The sequence below is a fragment of the Acidovorax sp. GW823-FHT01C06 genome, assembly GCF_058798375.1.
Window position 1 is genome coordinate 57072 of sequence record NZ_JBXAKN010000007.1, and the last position, 21854, is coordinate 78925.

Here is a 21854-nt window from a genome sequence, read left to right on the forward strand (position 1 = left end):
TTCGCCCCCCCAACGGCGACGGACGGTGCCACCGTCCGCGCCCGCCCCACGCCATGAACACCCTCTTCCGCAAGAACCTGCCCGGTACCGATCTGGACTATTTCGACGCCCGCCAAGCCGTCGAGGCGCTGCAGCCCGGCGCCTGGAACCGCCTGCCCTACACCGCGCGCGTGCACGCCGAGAACATCGTGCGCCGGGCCGACCCGGCCATCGTCCGCGAGTGCCTGGTGCAGATCATCGAACGCAGGCGCGAACGCGACTTTCCGTGGTTTCCGGCACGCGTGGCCTGCCATGACATCCTCGGGCAGACCGCGCTGGTGGACCTGGCGGGCCTGCGCGACGCCATCGCGGCCCAGGGCGGCGACCCGGCCCAGGTGAACCCCGTGGTGCCCGTGCAGCTCATCGTGGACCACTCGCTGGCCGTGGAGTGCGGCGGCTTCGACCCCCATGCGTTCGAAAAGAACCGCGCCATCGAGGACCGCCGCAACGAGGACCGGTTCCACTTCATCGAGTGGACGAAAAAAGCGTTTTCCAACGTCCAGGTCATCCCCGCGGGCAACGGCATCATGCACCAGATCAACCTGGAGAAGATGTCGCCCGTGGTCCATGCGGACAACGGCGTGGCCTATCCCGACACCTGCGTGGGCACCGACAGCCACACGCCGCACGTGGATGCCCTGGGCGTGGTCGCCATCGGCGTGGGCGGCCTGGAGGCCGAGAACGTGATGCTGGGCCGCGCCAGCTGGATGCGCCTGCCCGAGATCGTGGGCGTCAAGCTCACCGGCCAGCGCCAGGACGGCATCACCGCCACCGACGTGGTGCTGGCCCTGACCGAGTTCCTGCGCAAGTCCAGGGTGGTGGGTGCCTACCTGGAGTTTCATGGCGAAGGCGCGGCCAGGCTGACCATTGGCGACCGCGCGACCATCTCGAACATGGCCCCCGAATACGGCGCCACCGCCGCCATGTTCAGCATCGACACGCAGACGCTGGAGTACCTGACCCTCACGGGCCGCGCGGCGGAGCAGGTCAGGCTGGTCGAGACCTACGCGAAGCACGCCGGCCTGTGGTCGGACTCGCTCAGGGAGGCCGTGTACGAACGCCATCTGGAGTTCGACCTGTCCAGCGTGGTGCGCAACCTGGCGGGCCCGTCGAACCCGCATGCGCGCGTGGCCACCGCCGATCTGGCGGCCAAGGGCATCGCGGGCGTCTGGCGCATGCCCACGCCGGAAGAAGGCACGATGCCCGACGGCGCCGTGATCATCGCGGCCATCACGAGCTGCACCAACACCTCCAACCCGCGCAACGTGATCGCCGCCGCCCTGCTCGCCCGCAATGCGAACCGGCTGGGCCTGGCGCGCAAGCCCTGGGTCAAGACCTCGCTGGCCCCCGGCTCCAGGGCCGTGGAGCTGTACCTGAAGGAAGCCGGCCTGCTGCAGGACCTCGAAAAGCTGGGCTTCGGCATCGTGGCCTTCGCCTGCACCACCTGCAACGGCATGAGCGGCGCGCTCGATCCGGACATCCAGCAGGAGATCATCGGCCGCGGCCTCCACACGGCCGCCGTGCTCTCGGGCAACCGCAACTTCGACGGGCGCATCCACCCCTATGCCCGGCAGGCGTTCCTGGCCTCGCCGCCGCTGGTCGTGGCCTATGCGATCGCGGGCACGGTGCGGTTCGACATCGAGAACGACGTGCTCACGGTGGTGGACGGCAAGCCCGTGCGCCTGAGGGACATCTGGCCCGCCGACGAGGAAATCGACGCCGTCGTGAAGGCCGCCGTGAAGCCCGCGCAGTACCGCGCCGTGTACGAACCGATGTTCGCCATCCGGCACGACGACGGCCAGCGCGTATCGCCGCAGTACGGCTGGCGGGCGCAGTCCACCTACATCCGCCGCCCGCCCTACTGGGACACCGAAGGCGTGGGCGCGCTGGCCGCGAACCCGCGCACCTTGAAGGGCATGCGGGCGCTGGCCCTCCTGCCGGACAACATCACCACCGACCACCTCTCGCCCTCCAACGCCATCCTGCCCGACAGCGCGGCCGGAGAGTACCTGCACAGCATGGGCCTGCCCGAGGAGGACTTCAACTCCTACGCCACCCACCGCGGCGACCACCTCACCGCCATGCGCGCCACGTTCGCCAACCCGCAGCTCGTCAACGAGATGGCCGTGGTGGATGGCCAGGTTCGCAAGGGCTCGCTCGCCCGGGTGGAGCCCGAAGGCCAGGTCATGCGCATGTGGGAGGCCATCGAAACCTACCTGCACCGCCGCCAGCCGCTCATCATCATCGCCGGCGCCGACTACGGCCAGGGCTCCAGCCGCGACTGGGCCGCCAAGGGCGTGCGCCTGGCGGGCGTCGAAACCGTGGTGGCCGAGGGCTTCGAGCGCATCCACCGCACCAACCTGATCGGCATGGGCGTGCTGCCGCTGGAGTTCAAGGACGGCACCACGCGGCGGACCCTGGGGCTCGACGGCACCGAAACCTACGACGTGCAAGGCCAGCCGCAGCCACGCGCCACGCTCATGCTCGTCATCCGGCGCAAGAATGGCGAGGTGGTGAACGTGCCCATGGCCTGCCGCCTGGACACCGCCGAGGAAGTCTCCGTGTACGAAGCGGGCGGCGTGCTGCAGCGCTTCGCCCAGGACTTCCTGGCCCAGAATGTCAAGCAAAAACAGCCCCTGGCGCAGTCATGACAAGCGCTGGCTGCTATCAAATTTGAAAAATCCGACATGACGACACTCTTTGCGCCACAGATCCGGATCCCCGCCACCTACCTGCGAGGCGGCACCAGCAAGGGCGTTTTTTTCCAGTTGCAGGACCTGCCCGAGGCGGCCCGGCAGCCCGGCGCCGCGCGCGACGCCCTGCTGCTGCGCGTGCTGGGCAGCCCCGACCCCTATGGCAAGCAGATCGACGGCCTGGGCAATGCCTCGTCGAGCACCAGCAAGGCCGTGATCCTCAGCCGCAGCACGCGCCCCGGCCATGACGTGGACTACCTGTTCGGCCAGGTCTCCATCGACCAGCCCTTCGTGGACTGGAGCGGCAACTGCGGCAACCTCTCGGCCGCCGTGGGGCCCTGCGCCATCCACATGGGGCTGGTCGATGCGGCGCGCGTGCCGCGCGACGGCACCGCCGCCGTGCGCATCTGGCAGGCCAACATCGGCAAGACCATCGTGGCGCACGTGCCGATGGCCGCCGGGCAGGTGCAGGAGACGGGCGAATTCGAGCTGGACGGCGTGACCTTCGCGGCCGCCGAGGTACAGCTTGAATTCCTCGACCCGGCGGACGAGGGCGAGGACGGCGGCGCGATGTTCCCCACCGGCAACCTGGTCGACCGCCTGGACGTGCCGGGCGTCGGCAGCTTCCAGGCCACGCTGATCAACGCGGGCATACCGACCATCTTCCTCAATGCCCGGGACATCGGCTGCACCGGCACCGAGCTGCAGGCCGCCGTCAACGGCGACGCGCAGGCGCTCGCGCGCTTCGAGGCCATCCGCGCGCACGGCGCGCTGAGGATGGGCCTGATCCGGGAGCTGGCCGAGGCCGCCACGCGCCAGCACACGCCCAAGATCGCCTTCGTGGCACCGCCCGCCGGCTACACGGCCTCCAGCGGCAGGCGCGTCGAGGCGCAGGACGTGGACCTGCTCGTGCGGGCGCTCTCCATGGGCCAGCTGCACCACGCCATGATGGGCACGGCGGCCGTGGCCATCGGCACCGCCGCCGCCATCCCGGGCACGCTGGTCAACCTCGCGGCGGGCGGCGGCCCGCGCGGTGCCGTGCGCTTCGGCCACCCGTCCGGCACGCTGCGCGTGGGCGCCGAGGCCGCACAGGTCGACGGCCGGTGGCAGGTCACCAAGGCCGTGATGAGCCGCAGCGCCCGCATCCTCATGGAAGGCTGGGTCAGGGTGCCCGCCCCCTGAGCGGCGGCGCGGTTTCAGGAAAAGTGCGGCACGCCTGCGTGCCGCCATTGAACCAACAGCGAAGAAGAAAATGATGAACACCAAGCAGCGACTCAAGTCCCTGGCCGAAGCCCGCCGCGGCATCCTCGTGCCCGGCGCGTTCAACGCCCTCTCCGCCCGCGTCGTGGCCGACCTGGGCTTCGAGGCCCTCTACGTCACCGGCGCGGGCGTCACCAACATGTGGTTCGGCCTGCCCGACCAGGGCTTCATGGGCCTCACGGACATCGCCGACCACACGGCGCGCATCCGCGACGCGGTGGAGCTGCCGCTCATCGTGGACGCCGACACCGGCTTCGGGAACGCGCTCAATACCTACCATGCGGTGCGCACGCTGGAGCGCGCGGGCGCCGACTGCATCCAGCTCGAAGACCAGGTCAGCCCCAAGCGCTGCGGGCATTTCAACGGCAAGGAGGTCATCTCCACCGAGGAGATGCTGGGCAAGATCCGGGCGGCGGTGGACGCGCGCCGCGACCCGGACACCCTGATCCTGGCCCGCACCGACGCCTGCGCCACCCAGGGCTTCGAAGCCGCCGTGGAGCGCGCGCAGCGCTACGGCGAGGCCGGCGCCGACATCCTGTTCGTGGAGGCCGTGACCACGGCCGAGCAAATCCGCACCCTGCCCCGGCGCCTGGCCGACAGGCCCCAGCTCATGAACATGGTGATCGGCGGCAAGACCCCCATCGTCAGCGCCGAGGAACTGGCGGGCCTGGGCTACGGCATTGTGCTGTACGCCAATGCCGCGCTGCAAGGTGCCGTGGCCGGCATGCAGAAGGCGCTGGCGGTGCTGCGCGAAACCCGGCGCATCGACGAAGACCCCGCCCTGGTCGCGCCCTTTGCAGAACGCCAGCGCCTGGTGCGCAAGCCCGAATGGGATGCGCTGGAGCGCAAATACCAATAAAAAGCAGTCCTGGCGCTTGCTGCAAAAGCGCAAGCAGCTACATATTCAATAGCAATCAAACGGCCTGACGCCACGCGGTGCGGCCAATCCGCGGGCGTCAAGCCAGCGCGCGACGGCGTAGCGTTTTACGCACACGCCACGGCACAGCCGCGGGCCGCGCTGCACAATGGGTTTTCCGTACCTTGTGCGCGCCCTGCCAATGCAAAGCATTTCTTCCGCGAACATCGTAGACCTGCTGCTGGATGCCGTCTGCATCGTGCAAGCCGACAGCCGGATCGTGTTCGTGAGCCCTGCCTTCGAGCGCATCTTTGGCTATGCGCCCCAGGAGGTGGTGGGGCGGCGCATGCTGGACATGGTCCACCCCGAAGACCTCGAGGCCACCGAGCGCCAGGCGCGCAGCGTGACCGAGGGCCATCTGCAGCTTCAGTTCGAGAACCGCTATGTGCGCAAGGACGGCACCGTCGCGCACATCCGCTGGACGGCGCGCTGGCTGCCCGACCGGCAGCTGCGGCTGGCCGTGGCCCACGACATCACCGAACGCAAGTTCACCGAGTCCATGCGCGGGGCGATCTACGCGATCTCCGAAGCGGCGCAGACAGCGCCCAACCTGGATACGCTGTTCGGGCGCATCCACCACACCGTCGGGCAGTTGCTGCCCGCCACCGATTTTTCAGTGGCGCTGTACGACCGCGAGAACGGCGCTCTGAGCTTTCCCTACCACGTGAGCGACGGGCTGCCCATGCCCGCCCCCATGGCGCTGGTGCGCGATTCGCTGTGCGCCGAGGTCATCCGCAACGGCAGTACCCTGCTGCTCACGCCCACCACGCGGGCCGGGCTGCCCGTGGAGGTGCCGCACGAACACCTTCCGCTGTACTGGCTGGGCGTGCCGCTGCAGACACCGCAGGGCGCCATCGGCGCGCTGGTGCTGCAAAGCCATACCGGGCAGTACCGCTACACCGACAAGGACAAGGAGCTCCTGCAGTTCGTCTCCACCCAGGTCGCGGCCGCCATCGAACGCCAGCAGATGCACGAGCGCCTGGAGCACATGGCGCAGTACGACCAGCTCACGCACCTGCCCAACCGCCAGCTGTTCCTGGACCGACTGAAGACCGCCCTCGCCCGCGCCCGGCGGGACCAGGGCCAGCTGTCGCTGCTGTTCATCGACCTGGACCATTTCAAGGACGTGAACGACACCCTGGGCCATGCCATGGGCGACCTGCTGCTGCAGCGGGTGGCGCAGCGGCTGCTGGAATGCGTGCGCGGCTCCGACACCGTGGCCCGCCTGGGCGGCGACGAGTTCGTGGTGCTGCTCGAGCATGGCCCCGCGCAAGGGCACACCACGGCGGTGGCCGAAAAGATCCTGGCGGCATTCGGCCAGGCCTTCGACCTGGAGGGCACGAGGCTGGCGATCCACCCCAGCATCGGGGTGGCCCTGCACCCCGAGCACGGCAGCGAGGTGCACCACCTGCTGGGCCACGCCGACGCCGCCATGTACCTCTCGAAGAAAAACGGGGGCAACCAGGTGCGGCTTGCGCCGCAGCCCCGCGCGGACAGGGGCCCGTAGCGGCCTGGGCCGCCCGCACCACCGGACCGCCATGCACGCCCCACGCCCCGGCGACACCTGCGCCGCGCCCACGCCCCACCGCCGCGCGGCGGCCCTGCAGCTCCTGAAGCGGCTGGGCCTTGCCGTGCTGGCCTTGCCGGTGGCGATGGTCCTCACGTTCGCGGCCTTTCCGTTCTGGTCGTGGCTGGAGCGCACGACCGGCATCGAAAGCATGGGCCGCGAAGGCCCAGCCAGCTGGTGCTACCTGGCCACCTGGGGGCTGCTCGCGCTCGCCCTGGCGGGGCCAGCCCTGCTGCGCGCCGTGCGAAGCCTGCGCCCGGCCCGGGGCCACCGGGCGGGGCACTAGCCACCGCCCGGCAAGCCGCTGCGCCACGCCCCCCCGGCGGCTGGCGGCGATGTCGCTGCACAATGCGCCTTTCGCACCCGCGCCCTTCACCCACGGCCTACGGCCCCGCCCCCATGCTCTACAACGCCCTCAAGCTCGCCCATGTCCTGTCCATCGTGGTGTGGATAGGAGGCATGGTGTTCGCGCATTTCTTCCTGCGCCCGGCCGCGCAGTCACTGGAGCCCGCGCAGCGCGTGCGGCTGATGCACGACGTGCTCCAGCGCTTTCTCGCGGCGGTGTCGGTGGCCGTCGTGGTCGTGCTGGCCAGCGGGCTGTGGATGATCGGCCGCGTGGCCAGGCAGGCCGTGCAGGCCGGCGGCTCGTTTTCCATGCCGCTGGACTGGACCGTCATGGCCACCCTGGGCCTGGTGATGATGGCCATCTTCGGCCACATCCGCTTCGCGCTGTTCAGGCGCCTGCAGCGCGCGGTGGCCGCCTCGGACTGGCCTGCCGGCGGCCAGGCCCTCGCCAGCATCCGCAGCTGGGTAGGCGTCAATCTGGCGCTGGGCGTGGTCACGATCGTCGTCACCCTGCTGGCCTGACGGCGCACCGCCGCTTCCTGCCCATGCTCACGCACAAGCAGCTGCGCTACTTCGTGGACATCGTGGACGCGGGCAGCTTCAGCTTGGCGGCCGAGCGGCTGTTCATCGCCCAGTCGGCGCTGAGCCGCCAGGTCAAGGACATGGAACAGGCGCTGCAGGTACCCCTGCTCGAGCGCGGCACGCGGCACCTGCAGGCCACCCCCGCGGGGCGGTCGCTGTATGCCGACGCGCGCCGCATCCTCGCCGACCTGCAGCAGGCCGCCGTCAACGCGCGCGATGCGCAGCGCGGCATCGAGGGCACGGTGCACCTGCTGCATGCCAGCTCGGTGCCGCTCACGCCCGCGCTGCAGTCCTTTCTGCGCCGCCATCTGGCGCAGCACCCGGGGGTGTCGGTCGAGGTATCGCAATCCTCGTCCGAGCACCAGGCCCCCGACATCGCCCAGGCGCGCGCCGACATGGGCCTGGCGCGCGCGCCGGTGCTGCGCCGCTACCCCGGCATGCACTATGAGCCGCTGTACACCGAGGGCCTGGTGGTGGCCCTGCCCCCCGGCCATGCGCTGGCGCAAGCGCCCGAGATCGCACTGGGCGACTTGCGCGGGGAGTCCTTCGTGGCCACGCCCCACCTGGACCGGGGCGGCCTCAGCCACCACGTGGCCCAGCTGTGCCGGGCGGCCGGGTTCGAGCCGCGCAGCGCGCGGGTACGCTCGCGCAAATGGTCGCAGTTGGCCCTGGTGCAGGGAGGTTTTGGCGTGGCGGTGATGCCCGAATCGCTGGCAGCATGGGCACCGCCGGGTGTGCCCGTGCGCCCACTGGCCGGGAGCACGGGTCACCGCACGGCGGTGCTGGCCTTGTGGCGCGAGGACGCAGCGCCCCTGGTGCAGCAGTTCGCGGATGCCATGGTGCGCAGCTTCGCCCCGCTGCCACAGGCCCCCGGCTCCCACCCGCCTGCGGGCTGAACCCAGCTGATTTCGAGATAGATACCCGCCCCATTCGGTATTGGATGTGCAGGGGGACCGCCGGTAGAGTGCATCGCATTCGTCCACCGTGCCTGTTGCCCCCGCCACCATGCCGCTCTCCACCCTTGCCGACTTTCTGCCCGCCGTCCAGCCGTGGCAACTGGCCCTCATCTGCGCGGGGGTGACCGCCGCCTACGTGATCTTCGGCATGGCCGGTTTCGGCACCGCCCTGGTGGCCGGGCCGGTGCTGGCCCACTTCATCCCCGTCGCGACCATCGTGCCGCTGCTGGCGCTGCTCGATTTTTTCGCCGCCGCCACCAACATCGCACGCGACCGCCATGCGGCCGACCGCGCCGAGCTGGGCCGCCTGGTCCCGTTCATGGCCGCGGGCAGCCTCGCGGGGGCCGCGCTGCTGCTCTGGGGGAGGCCCGATGCACTGCAGTGGGCCCTGGGCGCATTCGCCACGGGCTATGCGCTCCATGCGCTGAGCGGCCACAAGCCCCGGTCGGCGCTGCCCCCGCGCGCGGCCCTGCCCTTTGGCTTCATCGGCGGCATCTTCTCGGCCCTCTTTGGAAGCGGCGGTTTTCTCTATGCCATCTACCTGGCGGGGCGGCTGGACGACAAGGACCGTATCCGCGTCACGCAGTCCACCCTGATCGGGCTGAGCACGCTGACCCGCGCGGTGCTGTTCCTGCTGGCGGGTGTGTACGCGCAGGCGCCGGTGCTGGTGCTGGCGGCCGCGCTGGTGCCGGCCATGCTGCTGGGCACGGCCATCGGGCGGCGCATCACGCTGCGCCTGTCGCGCGAACAATTTCTGCGCGTGGTCCACGGGGTGGTGCTGTGCTCGGGCGTGCTGCTGCTGTGGCGGCAGTGGGCGGGCGCATAGCCGCAGGCCCCGGCCGCCGGTTCACCTACTTGGGTTGCGGACAAGGGCCCGCCGGCGCGCGCGCCGCGCCCCGGTCCTCTACCATCGGGCGAAGAGGAGCCGCGCTACGTGTTCAAGTTTTTCGAAAACCGCCTTCCCCCCTATCCCCCCGCCGAACCCCACCTGCCCCCGAAGGACTTCATGGCCTTCGTCTGGGATGGCACGCGTGGCCTGCGTGGCTACGTCGCCACGATGGCGGGGCTGTCCGCCGCCATCGCGGTGTACGAAGCCCTGCTGTTCGCCGTGCTCGGCCATGTGGTCGACTGGCTCTCCACCGTCGCACCCGGTGCGCTGTGGACGCAGCACAAGGCCTCCATCCTCGGCATCACCGCGCTGCTGCTGGGCTCCGTGGGCCTGGTGGCGCTGCAGACGGCCATCAAGCACCAGGTGCTGGCCATCAACTTCCCGCTGCGCCTGCGCTGGAACTTCCACCGCCTGATGCTGGGCCAGAGCATGGCCTTCTATGCCGACGAGTTCGCGGGCCGCATCACCACCAAGATCATGCAGACCGCGCTGGCCGTGCGCGACATGATCTTCACCACCACCGACGTGGTGATCGGCATGGGCGTCTACCTCGTCACCATCCTCGTGCTGCTGGCCGGGTTTGACGTGCGGCTGCTGGCCCCGTTCGCCGCCTGGATGGTGGCCTACGGGCTGGCTTGCTGGTATTTCGTGCCGCGCCTGGGCAAGGTGGGCAAGGCCCAGGCCGATGCGCGCTCGGTGATGACCGGGCGCATCACCGATGCCTACACCAACATCGCCACCGTCAAGCTGTTCTCGCACACGCGCCGCGAATCCGAATTCGCGCGCGCGGCCATGGACGCCTTCAAGCTCACCGGCTACGCGCAGATGCGCCTGGTGAGCCTCTTCGAGATCGTGAATCACATCCTGGTGGTGGTCATGATCCTGGGTGCGTGCGGCACGGCGCTGTGGCTGTGGTCGCTCGGCGAGGTGGGCGCGGGCGCCGTGGCCGCCGTCACCGCCATGACGCTGCGCGTGTCGGGCCACGCGCACTGGGTGATGTGGGAGATGACCACCCTGTTCGAGAGCGTGGGCACCATCCAGGACGGCATCAACACGCTGACCAGGCCGCGCACGGTGGTGGATGCACCCGATGCCCAGCCACTCGCCGTGACCCAGGGCGAGGTGCGCTTTGACAACATGAGCTTTGCCTATGGCAACGGCCGGCCCGTGATCGACGGGCTGAACCTGGTCATCCGGCCGGGCGAGAAGATCGGGCTCATCGGCCGTTCGGGCGCCGGCAAGTCCACGCTGGTGAACCTGCTGCTGCGCTTTCACGACGTCAGCTCGGGCCGCATCCTCATCGATGGCCAGGACATCGCCCACGTCACGCAGGACAGCCTGCGCCGCTCCATCGGCATGGTGACGCAGGACACCTCGCTGCTGCACCGCTCCATGCGCGACAACATCCTGTACGGCCGCCCCGACGCGAGCGAGGCCGACCTGCACAAGGCGGCCGAGCGCGCCGAGGCGGCGGACTTCATCGCCACGCTGACCGACCTGCAAGGCCGCACGGGCTACGAGGCGCATGTGGGCGAACGCGGCGTGAAGCTGTCGGGCGGCCAGCGCCAGCGGGTCGCGATCGCGCGGGTGATGCTCAAGGACGCGCCCATCCTGCTGCTCGATGAAGCCACCAGCGCGCTCGACTCCGAGGTGGAGGCCGCCATCCAGCAAAGCCTGGACAGCCTGATGCAGGGCAAGACCGTGATCGCGATTGCGCACCGCCTGTCCACCATCGCGGCCATGGACCGCCTCATCGTGATGGACGCGGGCCGCATCGTGGAAGAAGGCACGCACGCGCAGCTGCTGGGCCAGGGCGGCGTGTATGCACGCCTGTGGGGGCACCAGAGCGGCGGATTCCTGGGCGAATCGGAAGAAGACTGATGTAGCCGCAGGGGCTGCCGCACACCGCCAAAAGCACCTGATTCGCCGGTGGTCAGTCCCCCGAGTGGACCGCACCGGAGATGCTGGGTTGGTCGCTTCCCGCTCAGCGGCCTACGGATTCGAGATCCGCTCAATGGCTCTGGACCAATAACTCACCAGATTGGTGAAGTGCATCTGGGCGCCCGCGAAGGTGCCGGAAGGGATGCTGAAAAGGCACACCTTGCCAGCATCTCGAGCTAGATAGTTCTCTGAGTAGTCGGACCAGTACTCGGGCGACAAGGAGTACACGACCTCGCCCGTCACCTTGTCCTTCACGTAGATCCTGTGGCCCATTTGCCCCAGAAAGGACACACTCTCTATGACGACCCGGTACCACCGATCTGCGTGCACTTTGTCGTTCTCAAGCGTGCCGCGTGGGTTGGTTCCCGTTTGTGGCTGGTGCGACTCGCCGTTCGTGAAGTCAGGCCTGATTTCAATCTCCTCGAGAGCAACGCAGCCAGGTCCGTAGCTCCAATTGCCAAGGATTGCTGCGGCTCCCCGGTTGTCGCCAGGAACATGGGGAGACTGATTGGAACCTTTGTGCCTCGCGACGAGGCCCATATGGCAGCCCTCCAGGTAGCCGCCAATGAACCGTACATCCATCGCGATGGTGTGCCGGTTGTTTTGGCCCTGGTAGTTGCCGGGCTTGCCTGTTTCATCGAAAACGATCAGGTAGGGATTCACGACGATGGCAGGACGCGAGCCTGGCACCACGGGTATGCCTGCATTTGTCGCCACATAAATGACCTCCTCGTCCGGGTCCGCAGAAGTGACCCGGCCATCAGGGATAAGAACTGTCTTGATTTTTGCCATGCGACAAGACCTTTACGGTGTGAAATCAGGAGGAATCTTCAGACGCCCTTCTTTGATCCCGCCCGCGCCAACCATAGGGCAACATATGGTCGTTGGCAGCGTGAGTTGCGCGCGATTGGCACTACTCTACAACTGTTCAAATAGAAAACCCATCCAGGGCCAAATGGCTTGATGGGAATCGCGGGTTTTCAAAATCGCTCGGCCAAATGTTTGATCATGACCGGGGATGCGCGCCAAGAAACCGCATTCAGCATGCGCCGAGACGGCGGCTGTTGGACCTGGGCAATGAAGCCACGCGGCCAAAAGGGAATGGTGGATCGACGTGGGCAATAGTGTGCCCAGTTAGAAACAGAATCCAGAACCGAAAAAGCCGCCCAAAACATGGCGGCTTGATCTGGATACGAACCTGGAGCAGGTTGCCAAGATTTCCCGAAATTCTGAAGGCTGGTCTCCTTCAAAGAGAAAAACTTGGTAGGCGCGATTGGACTCGAACCAACGACCCCCACCATGTCAAGGTGGTGCTCTAACCAGCTGAGCTACGCGCCTGTCGTTGTTTAGACTACGATTATAACCATAAAAAATCGACCCGCCATCAAATTGGTCCATCAATCTCAATCAGACAGCTACGCCAACAATGATGACACCGCATCCACGGCGGACACGTTCACTGCCGCAGGGGCGCGTGGTCGTCAGCTGATGCGGCGTCCGTTCTCCGCGTACACCGCCAGGTAGATCGCGTCCGAACCGATGTAGGGCGCCTTGTTGCCAAAGCCCACGTTGAAGTCGCCGAACGACAGCGAACGGATGCTGGCCAGGCCCGAGCGCAGGCGTTCACGCGTGACGTCCTTGCCGGCATTCTTCAGGCCCTCGATCATGATCTGGCCGTTGAGCCAGCCTTCCAGCGCGCTGCCGCTGTTCAGGAACGCCGCATCGCCGCCCGTGGCCTTCATGCTGCTCTGGAACTTGCGCACCACCACCGACTTTTGCGAGTTGGCATCCGGGAACACCTGCACCAGCGCCAGGCCGCGCGTGGAAGCGGCGAGCTTGGGCAGCTCGGAGGAGATCACCGTGACCGACAGGCCCGCCAGCGGCACGCCCTGCGCCTTGGCGCGAAAGGCCTGCACGAACGCGGTGTTGGCCGTGCCGGTGGTGGCCAGCAGCACGGCGCCCGGGCGCTCGGCGGCCACCTTGTCGGCCAGCTCGGCGCCGTTCTTGCCATCCACGGCCAGGGCAAATTCGCCCGCGCGCTCGACCTTGATCTCGTCGAGCACCTTGGACATGTCCTTGAGCACTTCCTTGCCAAAGGGGTTGTCCAGGTAGACCACGGCAATGCGCTTGAGGCCCATGTCCACGATCTGCTTGACCAGGCGCTGCGTCTCTTCGCGGTACGTGGGGCGCAGGAAGAACACATGGCGGTTTTCGGGCATGCGCAGCGAAGTGGCGCCCGTGACGGGCCCCACGGTGGGAATGCCCTTGGATTCGATGAGCGGAAGAATGGACGCGGTGTTGGCCGTGCCCAGCGGCGAGATCAGCGCGAACACCGACTGCGCCTCGACCATGCCGGTCACGTTCTGCAGGGTGCGGCTGGCCACATAGCCGTCGTCCTTGATCTCCATGCGGATCTCGCGGCCGTGCACGCCGCCGGCGCTGTTCACTTCGGCAAACGCCGCCTTCATGCCCGCCACCTGCTCGATGCCTGCCTGGCCCAGCGGGCCGGTCAGCGCGATGGAGCAGCCCAGGTTGACGCTCCGGGCGGTCAGGGCTTCTTCTGCGGCCATGGCGGTCTGGGCCCATGCGGGCAAGCCGGTGGCAGCCACGGCCTGGGTGGCGCGCAAAAGAAAGTGTCTACGGCTCATGTCGATACGCCCCAAAGTAGTGCAAAGGTGGCGCAGGCTACAGGCATATGCGGGTTTCACTTGTCAGCTTCGCGACAGCTGTGCGCATCACGTCACACCACGGCCGCCGGCCCGCAGCAAAGAACCTGCCTGTGCTCTAGCCGCGGGCCAGCAGCAGTTGCGGCAGGAGCGTGGCGGCGGTGCCACGCAGCACCGCATGCGCGGCGCCATCCAGCTCGCTGGGCGCGGGGTTGAGCACCGCCACCCGGGCACCGGCCGCGCGCGCCTGGTGCGCCAGGCCGGCCGCCGGGTAGACCGCACCGGCCGTGCCCACGACCAGCATCAGGTCGCAACGCCCGGCTGCGTGCTGCGCGGCCTCGAGCGTTGCATACGGCAGGGCCTCCCCGAACCACACCACCCCGGGGCGCAGCAGGTTGCCGCAGCGGTCGCAATATGGCGGGCGGCCCGCCACGGCGTGGTCGACATGGCAGCAGTTGCGCGGCATATCCAGCCAGCGGTCCTCAAAGATGTCGCCGTGCAGGCACAGCACTCCGGCGCTGCCGGCACGCTGGTGCAGGCCATCGACATTCTGGGTGATGAGCGTGAGGCGGCCAGGATCGCCGCGCTGAAAATCGGCCAGCGCAAAATGCCCCACATTGGGCGCCACCCCCTGCAGCAGATCGCGCCGGTACTGGTACCAGTCCCACACGCGCTGGGGGTGGGCGCGGAAGCCTTCCTCGGTCGCCATGTCCTCGGGGCGGAACTGGGCCCAGTAGCCCGTCCGGGCGTCACGGAAGGTGGGCACCCCCGATTCCGCGCTCACGCCCGCCCCGGTCAGCACGGCGATGTGGCGGGCCTGCCGCACCCAGTCCTTCACGGTGTCCAGCAAGGCCCCTCCTGCGTCGTCCGGGCCGGCGCAGGAATCAGGAGCGTTGACGGAGCGCCTCATACAGGCACACGCCGCTGGCCACCGACACGTTCAGGCTCTCGACCGCGCCCTTCATGGGAATGCTCACCAGTTCGTCGCAGGTCTTGCGCGTGAGCTGGCGCATGCCATCGCCCTCGGCGCCCAGCACCAGGGCCACGGGGCCTTTCAGGTCCACCTGGTAGACCGTCTTGGGCGCATCGTCGCTGGTGCCGATGCACCAGATGTTGCGCTCCTTGAACTCGCCCAGCGTGCGCGCCAGATTGGTGACCATGAAGTACGGCATGGTCTCGGCCGCGCCGCTGGCCACCTTGGCCACCGTGGCGTTGATGCCCACGGCATGGTCCTTGGGGGCGATGACGGCATGCGCGCCCGCGCCATCGGCCACGCGCAGGCAGGCGCCCAGGTTGTGCGGGTCGGTCACGCCGTCGAGCACCAGCAGCAAAGGCTGCTCGATGCCGGCGGCTTCCAGGTTCTCCAGCAGCTCATCCAGCGAGGTGACCTGGGCCACGGGCTCCACCCGCGCGGCCACGCCCTGGTGGCCGTGGCTGCCGGCCAGCTTGGCGATGCGCACGCTGTCGGCCTCGATCAGGCGGGCACCGGCCTCGCGGGCACGGTCGAGAAACTGGCGCATGCGGGCGTCGCGCCGCGTGGCTTCGTAGTAAATCTCGATGATGGATTTCGGCGCGGTCTTCAGACGCACGCCCACGGCGTGAAAGCCGAAGAGAACTTTGGGGCTGGACATGGCGTGATTATCCGTTGCACGTCATAGCTATCATTTTTATAGCTGCAGGCGCTTGCACTGCTTGCGCTTTAGTGCAAACAGCACTTGAACTCAAACGACCCGCCCGGCCTCGATGGTGATGCGCCGCTCGCACTGGTCGGCGATGGCCCGGTCGTGCGTGACCAGCACCAGGGTCGTGCCCTGTTCGCGGTTGAGGTCGAACATGAGCTTCATGATCGTCTCGCCGGTGGCGAAGTCCAGGCTGCCCGTGGGCTCGTCGGCCAGCAGCACCGCCGGCTGCACCACGAAGGCACGCGCCAGCGCCACGCGCTGCTGCTCGCCGCCCGACAGCACCTTGGGGTAGTGCGCGAGGCGCTGCCCCAGGCCCACGCGGGCCAGCATGTCGGCGGCGGCCTTGCGCGCATCGCGCCGGTTGGCCAGCTCCAGCGGCAGCATCACGTTCTCCAGCGCGGTGAGGTTGCCCATGAGCTGAAAGCTCTGGAACACGAAGCCCACCTTCTGGGCGCGCAGCGCGGCGCGCGCATCCTCGTCGATGGCAAAGAGGTCGTGCCCGTCCAGGCGCACGGTGCCCCGCGTGGGGGTGTCCAGCCCCGCGATGATGGACAGCAAGGTGCTCTTGCCCGATCCCGAAGCCCCCACGATGGCCGCAGTTTCCCTGGAGGCCAGGCGGAAATCGATATCCCGCAGAATGTCGAGCGTTCCGGTGGAATCCGTCACCGACTTGAAGACATGCTCCACGGCAATAATGGGTGCCGCGGACGGCGCCGTGGCCGATGCCACGGGCGATGAGAGGGATTCGGACATGAAAGGCTCTTTACTTTGATTCGAGATCTGCATCGGCGCCACTTTATCCTGAGCGCCGCCGCCGGCGCCGTGGTGGGGGCTTGCGCCCCCGCCGCCTGGGCCCAGGCCAGCGCGAAAGCCGCGGCCACGCCGCCTCGCCCTCCCCTCATCCTCGTGCTGGGAGACTCCCTGAGCGCCGAGTACGGGCTGGCGCGCGGCACGGGCTGGGTGGCCCTGCTGGAAAAGCAGCTCGCCCAGGACAAGCTGGCGGCCACCGTGGTCAACGCCAGCGTGAGCGGGGAGACCACCGCGGGCGGGCGCTCGCGGCTGGCAGCGCTGCTGGCGCAGCACAAGCCCAGCCATGTGGTGATTGAACTGGGCGGCAACGATGCCCTGCGCGGGCTGCCGCTCAAGAATACCGAAGAGAACCTGACGTGGATGACGCAGGCGGCGCAAAAGGCCGGCGCCAGGGTGCTGCTGGTGGGGATGCAGGTGCCGCCCAACTATGGCACCGACTACGCGAACCGGTTTGCGGGCCTGTTCGCCACGGTCGCGCAGGCCCAGAAGGCCGCCGTGGTCCCCTTCTTCCTGAAGGGCGTGGCGGACGGGGCGGACCCGACCCGCCTGTTCCAGCCGGACCGCATCCACCCACGCGCCGAGGCGCATCCGCAGATGCTGGCCAACGTATGGCCGGAACTCAGGAAATTGCTGCGCTGAAATGGGCCCGGCGCCTCAGGCGCCGGTGGAATCCGCGGGCTGACCGGCAGGGACATCCGCGCCCTCGGCCGGCTGACCGTCCGAGGGCTGGTCCCCCTGCGGGTCATCGGGCCGGCGCTGTGTTTTGGCCCTCAGCTTCTCTTCCTTTTTTTTCTTTTTGGCGAGTTCGCGCTGGCGTTTTTCGTATCCGTAGTTGGGTGTTGCCAAGGTAGTTGCTTCCTGAAGTAGAGGCTCACTGTAACAGCATGGTCTTTTTTCAGGCACATGCCGCAGCGGGCCGCAGTGGGGTTACTGATGCACGGTACGCATGCCAGCTGGCATGGCCCAGGACAGGGCCCGCCAGAAGCAGCCCAATGCCCCAGAACCAGAGCGAAACGGCCACCGCGGCGGTAATGATCGCCCCCCAGAGCAGCATCACGGCAGTGTTTTCCACCACCACGCGCATGCTCGTGATGCCGGCCGTGAGGGCGTCGGTGTCGCGGTCGAGGATCATGGGGATGGACACGACGGATGTGGAGAACACCAGTGCCGCGAACACGCCCCCGACCACTGCATAGACCGCGACGAAGCTCCAGTTCTGCGGGTTGAAGACCGCCTGCAGCACGCCCGTGGTCGATGGCATGCCGGTGTTGAAGAACACGGCGAACACCACCAGCGAGGCACGGCCCCACAGCAGCTCGAGCACCACGAGGACCAGCACCAGCATGCCCATGCTGCCCATGTGGCTGTCCCAGCAGGTGAGCGACTCGCTCAATGCCGGCGCCAGCCCCGCCTCGCGCCGCCGGCTGGTGTCATACAGCCCCATGGCCAGGAAAGGGCCCAGCAGCAGGCAGCCGCTGGCCAGGGACATCGTGTACTCCGGCCGGGTGCGAAAGACCCAGCCCAGCACCAGCGCCATGGCCCAGAAGCACGTGCCGTAGAACACGGCGATGCCGGGCGCGGCGCGCACGTCCCGCAGGCCCCTGGCGAGCCAGCGCAACGGGTCGGCCAGGCGAAGGCGCTGCAGGGTGACCTGCTGCGCGGCGCCGGTGTCGGCGGCCGTGGAGCCGGCGGGGCCTGCCGCGTCGGGGGCGGGCTTGGAAGAGGTGGCAGTCATGCCGCCACACTAAGCCCCCCGGCACCTGCACGCCACTGCGGAAACTACCACCCCCTGGCCCGTCCGGCGGGGGTCAGGCCTCCGGGAAGGCCCGCTCCAGGGCCTGCTGCAGGTCCTGCCGAAGATCCTCCTCCGCTTCCAGCCCTATGGAAAACCGCACGAGCGTGCCGGGCTGGAGATGCGCCGTGGGACGGCTGCGCATGCTGGAAAGGTGGTAAGGCACCACCAGGCTCATCGGCCCGCCCCAGCTGTAGCCGAGCTTGAACAAGCGCAGGCTGTCGCAGAACACGTCCACCTGCTGCTGGGTGTGGCGCGCGTGGATCATCACGCTGAACAACCCGGCGGCCGTGCCCTCGCCACCGTCGGCAGCACCGCACAGCGCCTTCCAGTGGCCGTGGCCAGGCGCCCCCGCCAGCGCCGGGTGCAGGACCTGGGCCACGGCAGGCTGCTGCTGCATCCACTGCGCCAGGCTGCGGGCCGCCCTGTCATGGGCGCGGTAGCGCAAGCCAATGCTGGGCAAGGCGCGCAGCACGGCCTCGGCATCGTTGCCGCCCACCCCCAGGCCAAGCCGCATGTGGGTCAGCTTGATCTTCATGTGCAGGCCCGGGTCGCGCGTGATCACGCTGCCCATGAGCACGTCACCGCCGCCACTGGGGTATTTGGTGAGGGCATGGGCCGAGATGTCCACACCCAGGCTGCCGTCTCCACTGAGATCGAAGGGCGCAAACGCCAGGCCCGCCCCCCAGGTGTTGTCCAGGGCGGTGATCACGCCACGGGCACGGCAGATGCGCACCTGCTCGCAGAGATCCGGAAACTCCATGGTGACCGAGCCCGGGGCCTCCAGCCAGACCAGCCGCGTGGCCGGCGTGATGCGGGCCGCCAGGTCGGCGGGGTCCAGCGGGTCGTACAGCCCATGGGAAACGCCGAAACGCGCGAGTTCGCCGTGGGCGAAATCCTTGCCGGGACCGTAGGCGTTGTCGGGTATCAGCACCTCATCGCCCGGCTTGAGCAAGGCCAGCCCCACGTTGGCGATGGCCGCCAGGCCGCTGGGCACCAGCACGCACTGCAGGCCCCCTTCCAGCGTGCACAGGCGCTCTTCGAGGATGAAGGTGGTGGGCGTGCCGTGCAGCCCGTAGGTATAGCCGCTCTTGTCCTTCCACTCGCGCGAGCGCATGGCCACCACGTTGGGGAAAATGACGGTGGAGGCCTTGTAGACCCCCGGCTGCGGGGCCGCGAACCCGCTGGGTGGCACGTAGCCGTGGTGGACGATGCGGGTGGCGGGATCGGTGTCGTGCTCTTTCATGCCAGCCATGGTAGCGCGCCGCCAGGGATACCCCTGGCGGCGCGTATGGCGTGCGGCGCGGCTACGGCGCGCTGGCAGGCGAATCAGCTGGCGGTCACGACCAACTGGTTGTTGACCTCCGTGACGCCCGTAACGCCCTTGGCAATCGTTTCAGCACGGTCGCGGGCGACGGTGGAAGGTGCGGGGCCGTTCAAAGTCACCTTACCGTTCACCGTATCTACATTGATTTTCACCGCGCTCAAATCAGGGTCCTTGGCCAAGCTTGCGTTGACTTGGGCAGTGATAGTGGCGTCATCGATCGCGCCCGCAGCAGAATTGGTAGCCTTCTTGGCAGAAGATTCCGCATTTTGCATGGCGCTTTCAGCTTTCATGCGGGCATCCGCGGCAGCCTGTTCAGTCTTCTCGACCGCGGAGTCCAAGCGTTGGCCCACGGTAGGCTCGTCCTTCTTGCCGCATGCCGACAGGCCCAAGGCCAGGGCGCTCACAGCCAGGATACTGGCAATACGGTGTGCGGGACGCTGGGAAATCATCTGGGTATTCATGCGAAAACTCCTTGCGGTTGAAACATGGGCTCGACTCTAGGCAACCTTTCGCTGGCCCCGGGTCGGACGCCACCGAAGCGACTGTAGGACGGTGCCGCCAGGCGGCCGCGCAGATGCCAGGGCCACCTCAGGACAGGGGCGACAATGTATGCATGCTTGCTTTCCCCTCCTCGCTGACCCGCTGGCTTCCCTTTCTCTCCTGGCCCCGGCCCGACCGCGCCCTGCTCAAGGGGGAGTTCTGGGCCGGAATGACGGTGGGCCTGATGCTGGTGCCGCAGGGGGTCGCCTATGCGGCCCTGGCCGGCATGCCGCTCGTGACGGGCATCTATGCCTCGCTGATTCCCGCCCTGGTGGCGGTGCTGTTCAGTGCGTCCACCCGTCTGGGCGTGGGTCCCACGGCGCTCACCAGCCTGCTGATCGGCGCTTCGCTCACGGGCCTGGCCGAGCCGGGCAGCGCGCAATGGGTGGCCATGGCGGCATGGATCGCCCTGATGTCCGGACTGCTGCAGCTGGTGATGGGCATCGCGCGTTTTGGCTGGCTTCTGAACCTGGTGACATCCCCCGTGCTCAGTGGCTTCACGCAGGCGGCGGCCCTGTTGATCCTGGGCTCTCAGCTCGCGGCGCTCACGGGCCTGCGGTCGGACTGGGGCGCGCTGCTGTCCACGCCCTCGCCCGGCCTGTTTGACCTCGCCGCGGCCGCTTTTGGCCTGGGAAGCCTGGCATTGCTGACCCTCGCACGCCGCTGGCGGCCCAATTTCCCCGCCGCCATCGTCGTCGTGGGCGCTGCGGGCGCGCTGAGCTGGGCGCTGGGCTATGCGGACGCTGGTGGCGCCGTGGTGGGGGCGCTGCCTTCGGGGCTGCCCGCCCCCTACTGGCCCGGCGCCCTCCCCTGGTCGGGATTCGCCGCCCTGGTGATGCCGGTGCTGGTGGTCACGCTGGTGAGCTTTCTCGAAACCGCGTCCAGCGCCAAGGTGGAAAGCCAGCGCTCGGGCGAGCGCTGGAACGAAAACCAGGATCTGATTGGCCAGGGCCTGGCCAAGATCAGCAGCGGGCTGTGCGGCAGCTTTGCCACCAGCGCCTCGTTCTCGCGGTCGGCCATCAACCTGTACGCGGGCGCAAAAAGCGGCTGGGCCACCGTTTTTGCGATCGCGCTGGTGCTGGTGGTGCTGCTCTGGCTCACGCCGGCGCTCTACCACGTGCCGCAATCGGTGCTCGCGGCCGTGGTGGTGACCGCGGTGACCAGCCTCATCAAGCCTGGCACGCTGCTGCGGCTGTGGCGGGTATCGCGGGTGGAGGCGGTGATCGGCGGCGTCACCTTCGCACTGACGCTCGCCACGGCACCCAGGATGTACTGGGGAGTGCTGGTGGGATTGCTGATGAACCTGAGCCACTTCCTGTACCAGCGGCTGCATCCCCGCATCATCGAGGTGGGCCTGCACCCTGACGGCAGCCTGCGCGACCGGCACTTGTGGCATCTTCCCGCGCTCGCCCCCCGGCTGCTGGCGCTGCGCATGGATGCGGAACTCGATTTCGCCTCCGCCAGCGCGCTGGAGCGCCGCGTCACCGAACACCTGGCGGCCCACCCGGAGGTGGTGCACCTGTGCCTGCTGGCCCAGCCCATCAACCGCATCGACGTGACGGGCGTAGAGACCTTCGCCCACCTGCTGGCCCTGCTGCGGTCCCGCGGCGGCACGCTGCACCTGAGCGGCCTCAAGCTGCCCGTGGAGCGGGTGCTGCGCCAGGCGGGCCTGCTGGACGCCGGCGCCGGCTTGGCGATGTACCGCACCGATGCCGACGCCTTGATGGCGCTGCAGCTGCTGCCACCCTCGCCATTGCCCCCTTCTACGGCCCCCGCCCAGGGATAGCTTCGCGGGTTTCACCTAGACACAGGGCTGGCCCTCTTTTTGCTGACGCACTGGTACACTTCA

20 protein-coding genes and 1 tRNA gene are annotated in these 21854 nt (G+C 68.2%); 11 read left to right on the top strand and 10 right to left on the bottom strand.

The genetic code is table 11. The features are described 5' to 3' along the window. Positions 1–53: 53 nt before the first annotated feature. The 9 genes from acnD to AC1RCS_RS15445 all read left to right on the top strand — a co-directional run bounded on the left by acnD (position 54) and on the right by AC1RCS_RS15445 (position 11128). Positions 54–2690, top strand: coding sequence for a Fe/S-dependent 2-methylisocitrate dehydratase AcnD (gene acnD, locus AC1RCS_RS15405; RefSeq protein WP_369642498.1), 2637 nt, complete (start codon positions 54–56; stop codon positions 2688–2690). A 36-nt stretch (positions 2691–2726) separates the two neighbouring features. Then, on the top strand, positions 2727–3914 hold the full coding sequence (gene prpF / locus AC1RCS_RS15410) for a 2-methylaconitate cis-trans isomerase PrpF (protein ID WP_492245303.1): 1188 nt from the start codon (positions 2727–2729) through the stop codon (positions 3912–3914). 73 nt (positions 3915–3987) lie between these two features. Then, a complete protein-coding gene (locus tag AC1RCS_RS15415) occupies positions 3988–4851 on the top strand; it encodes an isocitrate lyase/PEP mutase family protein (protein WP_218294937.1) in 864 nt (287 codons plus the stop codon). A 199-nt stretch (positions 4852–5050) separates the two neighbouring features. After that, positions 5051–6415 carry a sensor domain-containing protein gene (locus AC1RCS_RS15420; RefSeq protein ID WP_218294936.1) on the top strand — a complete coding sequence of 455 codons (1365 nt, stop codon included), beginning with the start codon at positions 5051–5053 and terminating at the stop codon, positions 6413–6415. A gap of 31 nt (positions 6416–6446) precedes the next feature. Next, the gene (locus AC1RCS_RS15425) at positions 6447–6761 is read left to right on the top strand and encodes a hypothetical protein (RefSeq protein WP_492245304.1); all 315 of its coding nucleotides are present in this window, start codon (positions 6447–6449) and stop codon (positions 6759–6761) included. A gap of 113 nt (positions 6762–6874) precedes the next feature. Continuing rightward, the gene (locus tag AC1RCS_RS15430) at positions 6875–7342 is read left to right on the top strand and encodes a CopD family protein (RefSeq protein WP_218294934.1); all 468 of its coding nucleotides are present in this window, start codon (positions 6875–6877) and stop codon (positions 7340–7342) included. A gap of 23 nt (positions 7343–7365) precedes the next feature. Next, positions 7366–8298, top strand: a complete 933-nt coding sequence (locus tag AC1RCS_RS15435; RefSeq protein ID WP_218294933.1) for a LysR family transcriptional regulator — start codon at positions 7366–7368, stop codon at positions 8296–8298. A gap of 109 nt (positions 8299–8407) precedes the next feature. Next, complete coding sequence (locus AC1RCS_RS15440; RefSeq protein WP_218294932.1) at positions 8408–9184, top strand: sulfite exporter TauE/SafE family protein; 777 nt, start codon at positions 8408–8410, stop codon at positions 9182–9184. 108 nt (positions 9185–9292) lie between these two features. Then, the gene (locus AC1RCS_RS15445; RefSeq protein ID WP_218338533.1) at positions 9293–11128 is read left to right on the top strand and encodes an ABC transporter ATP-binding protein; all 1836 of its coding nucleotides are present in this window, start codon (positions 9293–9295) and stop codon (positions 11126–11128) included. Positions 11129–11239: 111 nt separating this feature from the next. Here AC1RCS_RS15445 and AC1RCS_RS15450 read toward each other — a convergent pair whose 3' ends face one another. From AC1RCS_RS15450 to AC1RCS_RS15475, 6 genes are all read right to left on the bottom strand, one after another. Then, positions 11240–11980, bottom strand: coding sequence for a hypothetical protein (locus AC1RCS_RS15450; protein ID WP_492245306.1), 741 nt, complete (start codon positions 11978–11980; stop codon positions 11240–11242). A 469-nt stretch (positions 11981–12449) separates the two neighbouring features. After that, positions 12450–12526, bottom strand: a tRNA-Val gene (locus AC1RCS_RS15455). Positions 12527–12669: 143 nt separating this feature from the next. Continuing rightward, the gene (locus tag AC1RCS_RS15460) at positions 12670–13836 is read right to left on the bottom strand and encodes an ABC transporter substrate-binding protein (RefSeq protein ID WP_369642382.1); all 1167 of its coding nucleotides are present in this window, start codon (positions 13834–13836) and stop codon (positions 12670–12672) included. A gap of 136 nt (positions 13837–13972) precedes the next feature. After that, on the bottom strand, positions 13973–14704 hold the full coding sequence (locus tag AC1RCS_RS15465) for an SIR2 family NAD-dependent protein deacylase (RefSeq protein WP_492245307.1): 732 nt from the start codon (positions 14702–14704) through the stop codon (positions 13973–13975). A gap of 34 nt (positions 14705–14738) precedes the next feature. Continuing rightward, entirely contained in the window at positions 14739–15485 is a 747-nt protein-coding gene (gene rlmB, locus AC1RCS_RS15470; protein ID WP_492245308.1) for a 23S rRNA (guanosine(2251)-2'-O)-methyltransferase RlmB, read from the bottom strand. 90 nt (positions 15486–15575) lie between these two features. Beyond that, a complete protein-coding gene (locus AC1RCS_RS15475; protein ID WP_218295148.1) occupies positions 15576–16289 on the bottom strand; it encodes an ABC transporter ATP-binding protein in 714 nt (237 codons plus the stop codon). A 15-nt stretch (positions 16290–16304) separates the two neighbouring features. Between AC1RCS_RS15475 and AC1RCS_RS15480 the strand changes: the two genes are divergently transcribed. Next, positions 16305–16985 carry an arylesterase gene (locus AC1RCS_RS15480; protein WP_492245309.1) on the top strand — a complete coding sequence of 227 codons (681 nt, stop codon included), beginning with the start codon at positions 16305–16307 and terminating at the stop codon, positions 16983–16985. Positions 16986–17000: 15 nt separating this feature from the next. Here AC1RCS_RS15480 and AC1RCS_RS15485 read toward each other — a convergent pair whose 3' ends face one another. The 4 genes from AC1RCS_RS15485 to AC1RCS_RS15500 all read right to left on the bottom strand — a co-directional run bounded on the left by AC1RCS_RS15485 (position 17001) and on the right by AC1RCS_RS15500 (position 19926). Continuing rightward, positions 17001–17192, bottom strand: coding sequence for a hypothetical protein (locus tag AC1RCS_RS15485; protein WP_492245310.1), 192 nt, complete (start codon positions 17190–17192; stop codon positions 17001–17003). Positions 17193–17241: 49 nt separating this feature from the next. Next, on the bottom strand, positions 17242–18081 hold the full coding sequence (locus AC1RCS_RS15490; RefSeq protein WP_492245311.1) for a DUF2189 domain-containing protein: 840 nt from the start codon (positions 18079–18081) through the stop codon (positions 17242–17244). Between the two features lie 73 nt (positions 18082–18154). Further along, positions 18155–19393 (bottom strand): PLP-dependent transferase, encoded by a 1239-nt coding sequence (locus tag AC1RCS_RS15495; RefSeq protein WP_492245312.1) that lies wholly within the window; start codon positions 19391–19393, stop codon positions 18155–18157. Between the two features lie 74 nt (positions 19394–19467). Beyond that, complete coding sequence (locus AC1RCS_RS15500) at positions 19468–19926, bottom strand: BON domain-containing protein (RefSeq protein WP_218295153.1); 459 nt, start codon at positions 19924–19926, stop codon at positions 19468–19470. 152 nt (positions 19927–20078) lie between these two features. On the opposite strand from AC1RCS_RS15500, the gene AC1RCS_RS15505 reads away from it, so the two are divergent. Next, positions 20079–21791, top strand: a complete 1713-nt coding sequence (locus AC1RCS_RS15505) for a SulP family inorganic anion transporter (protein WP_218295154.1) — start codon at positions 20079–20081, stop codon at positions 21789–21791. Positions 21792–21854: the final 63 nt, after the last annotated feature.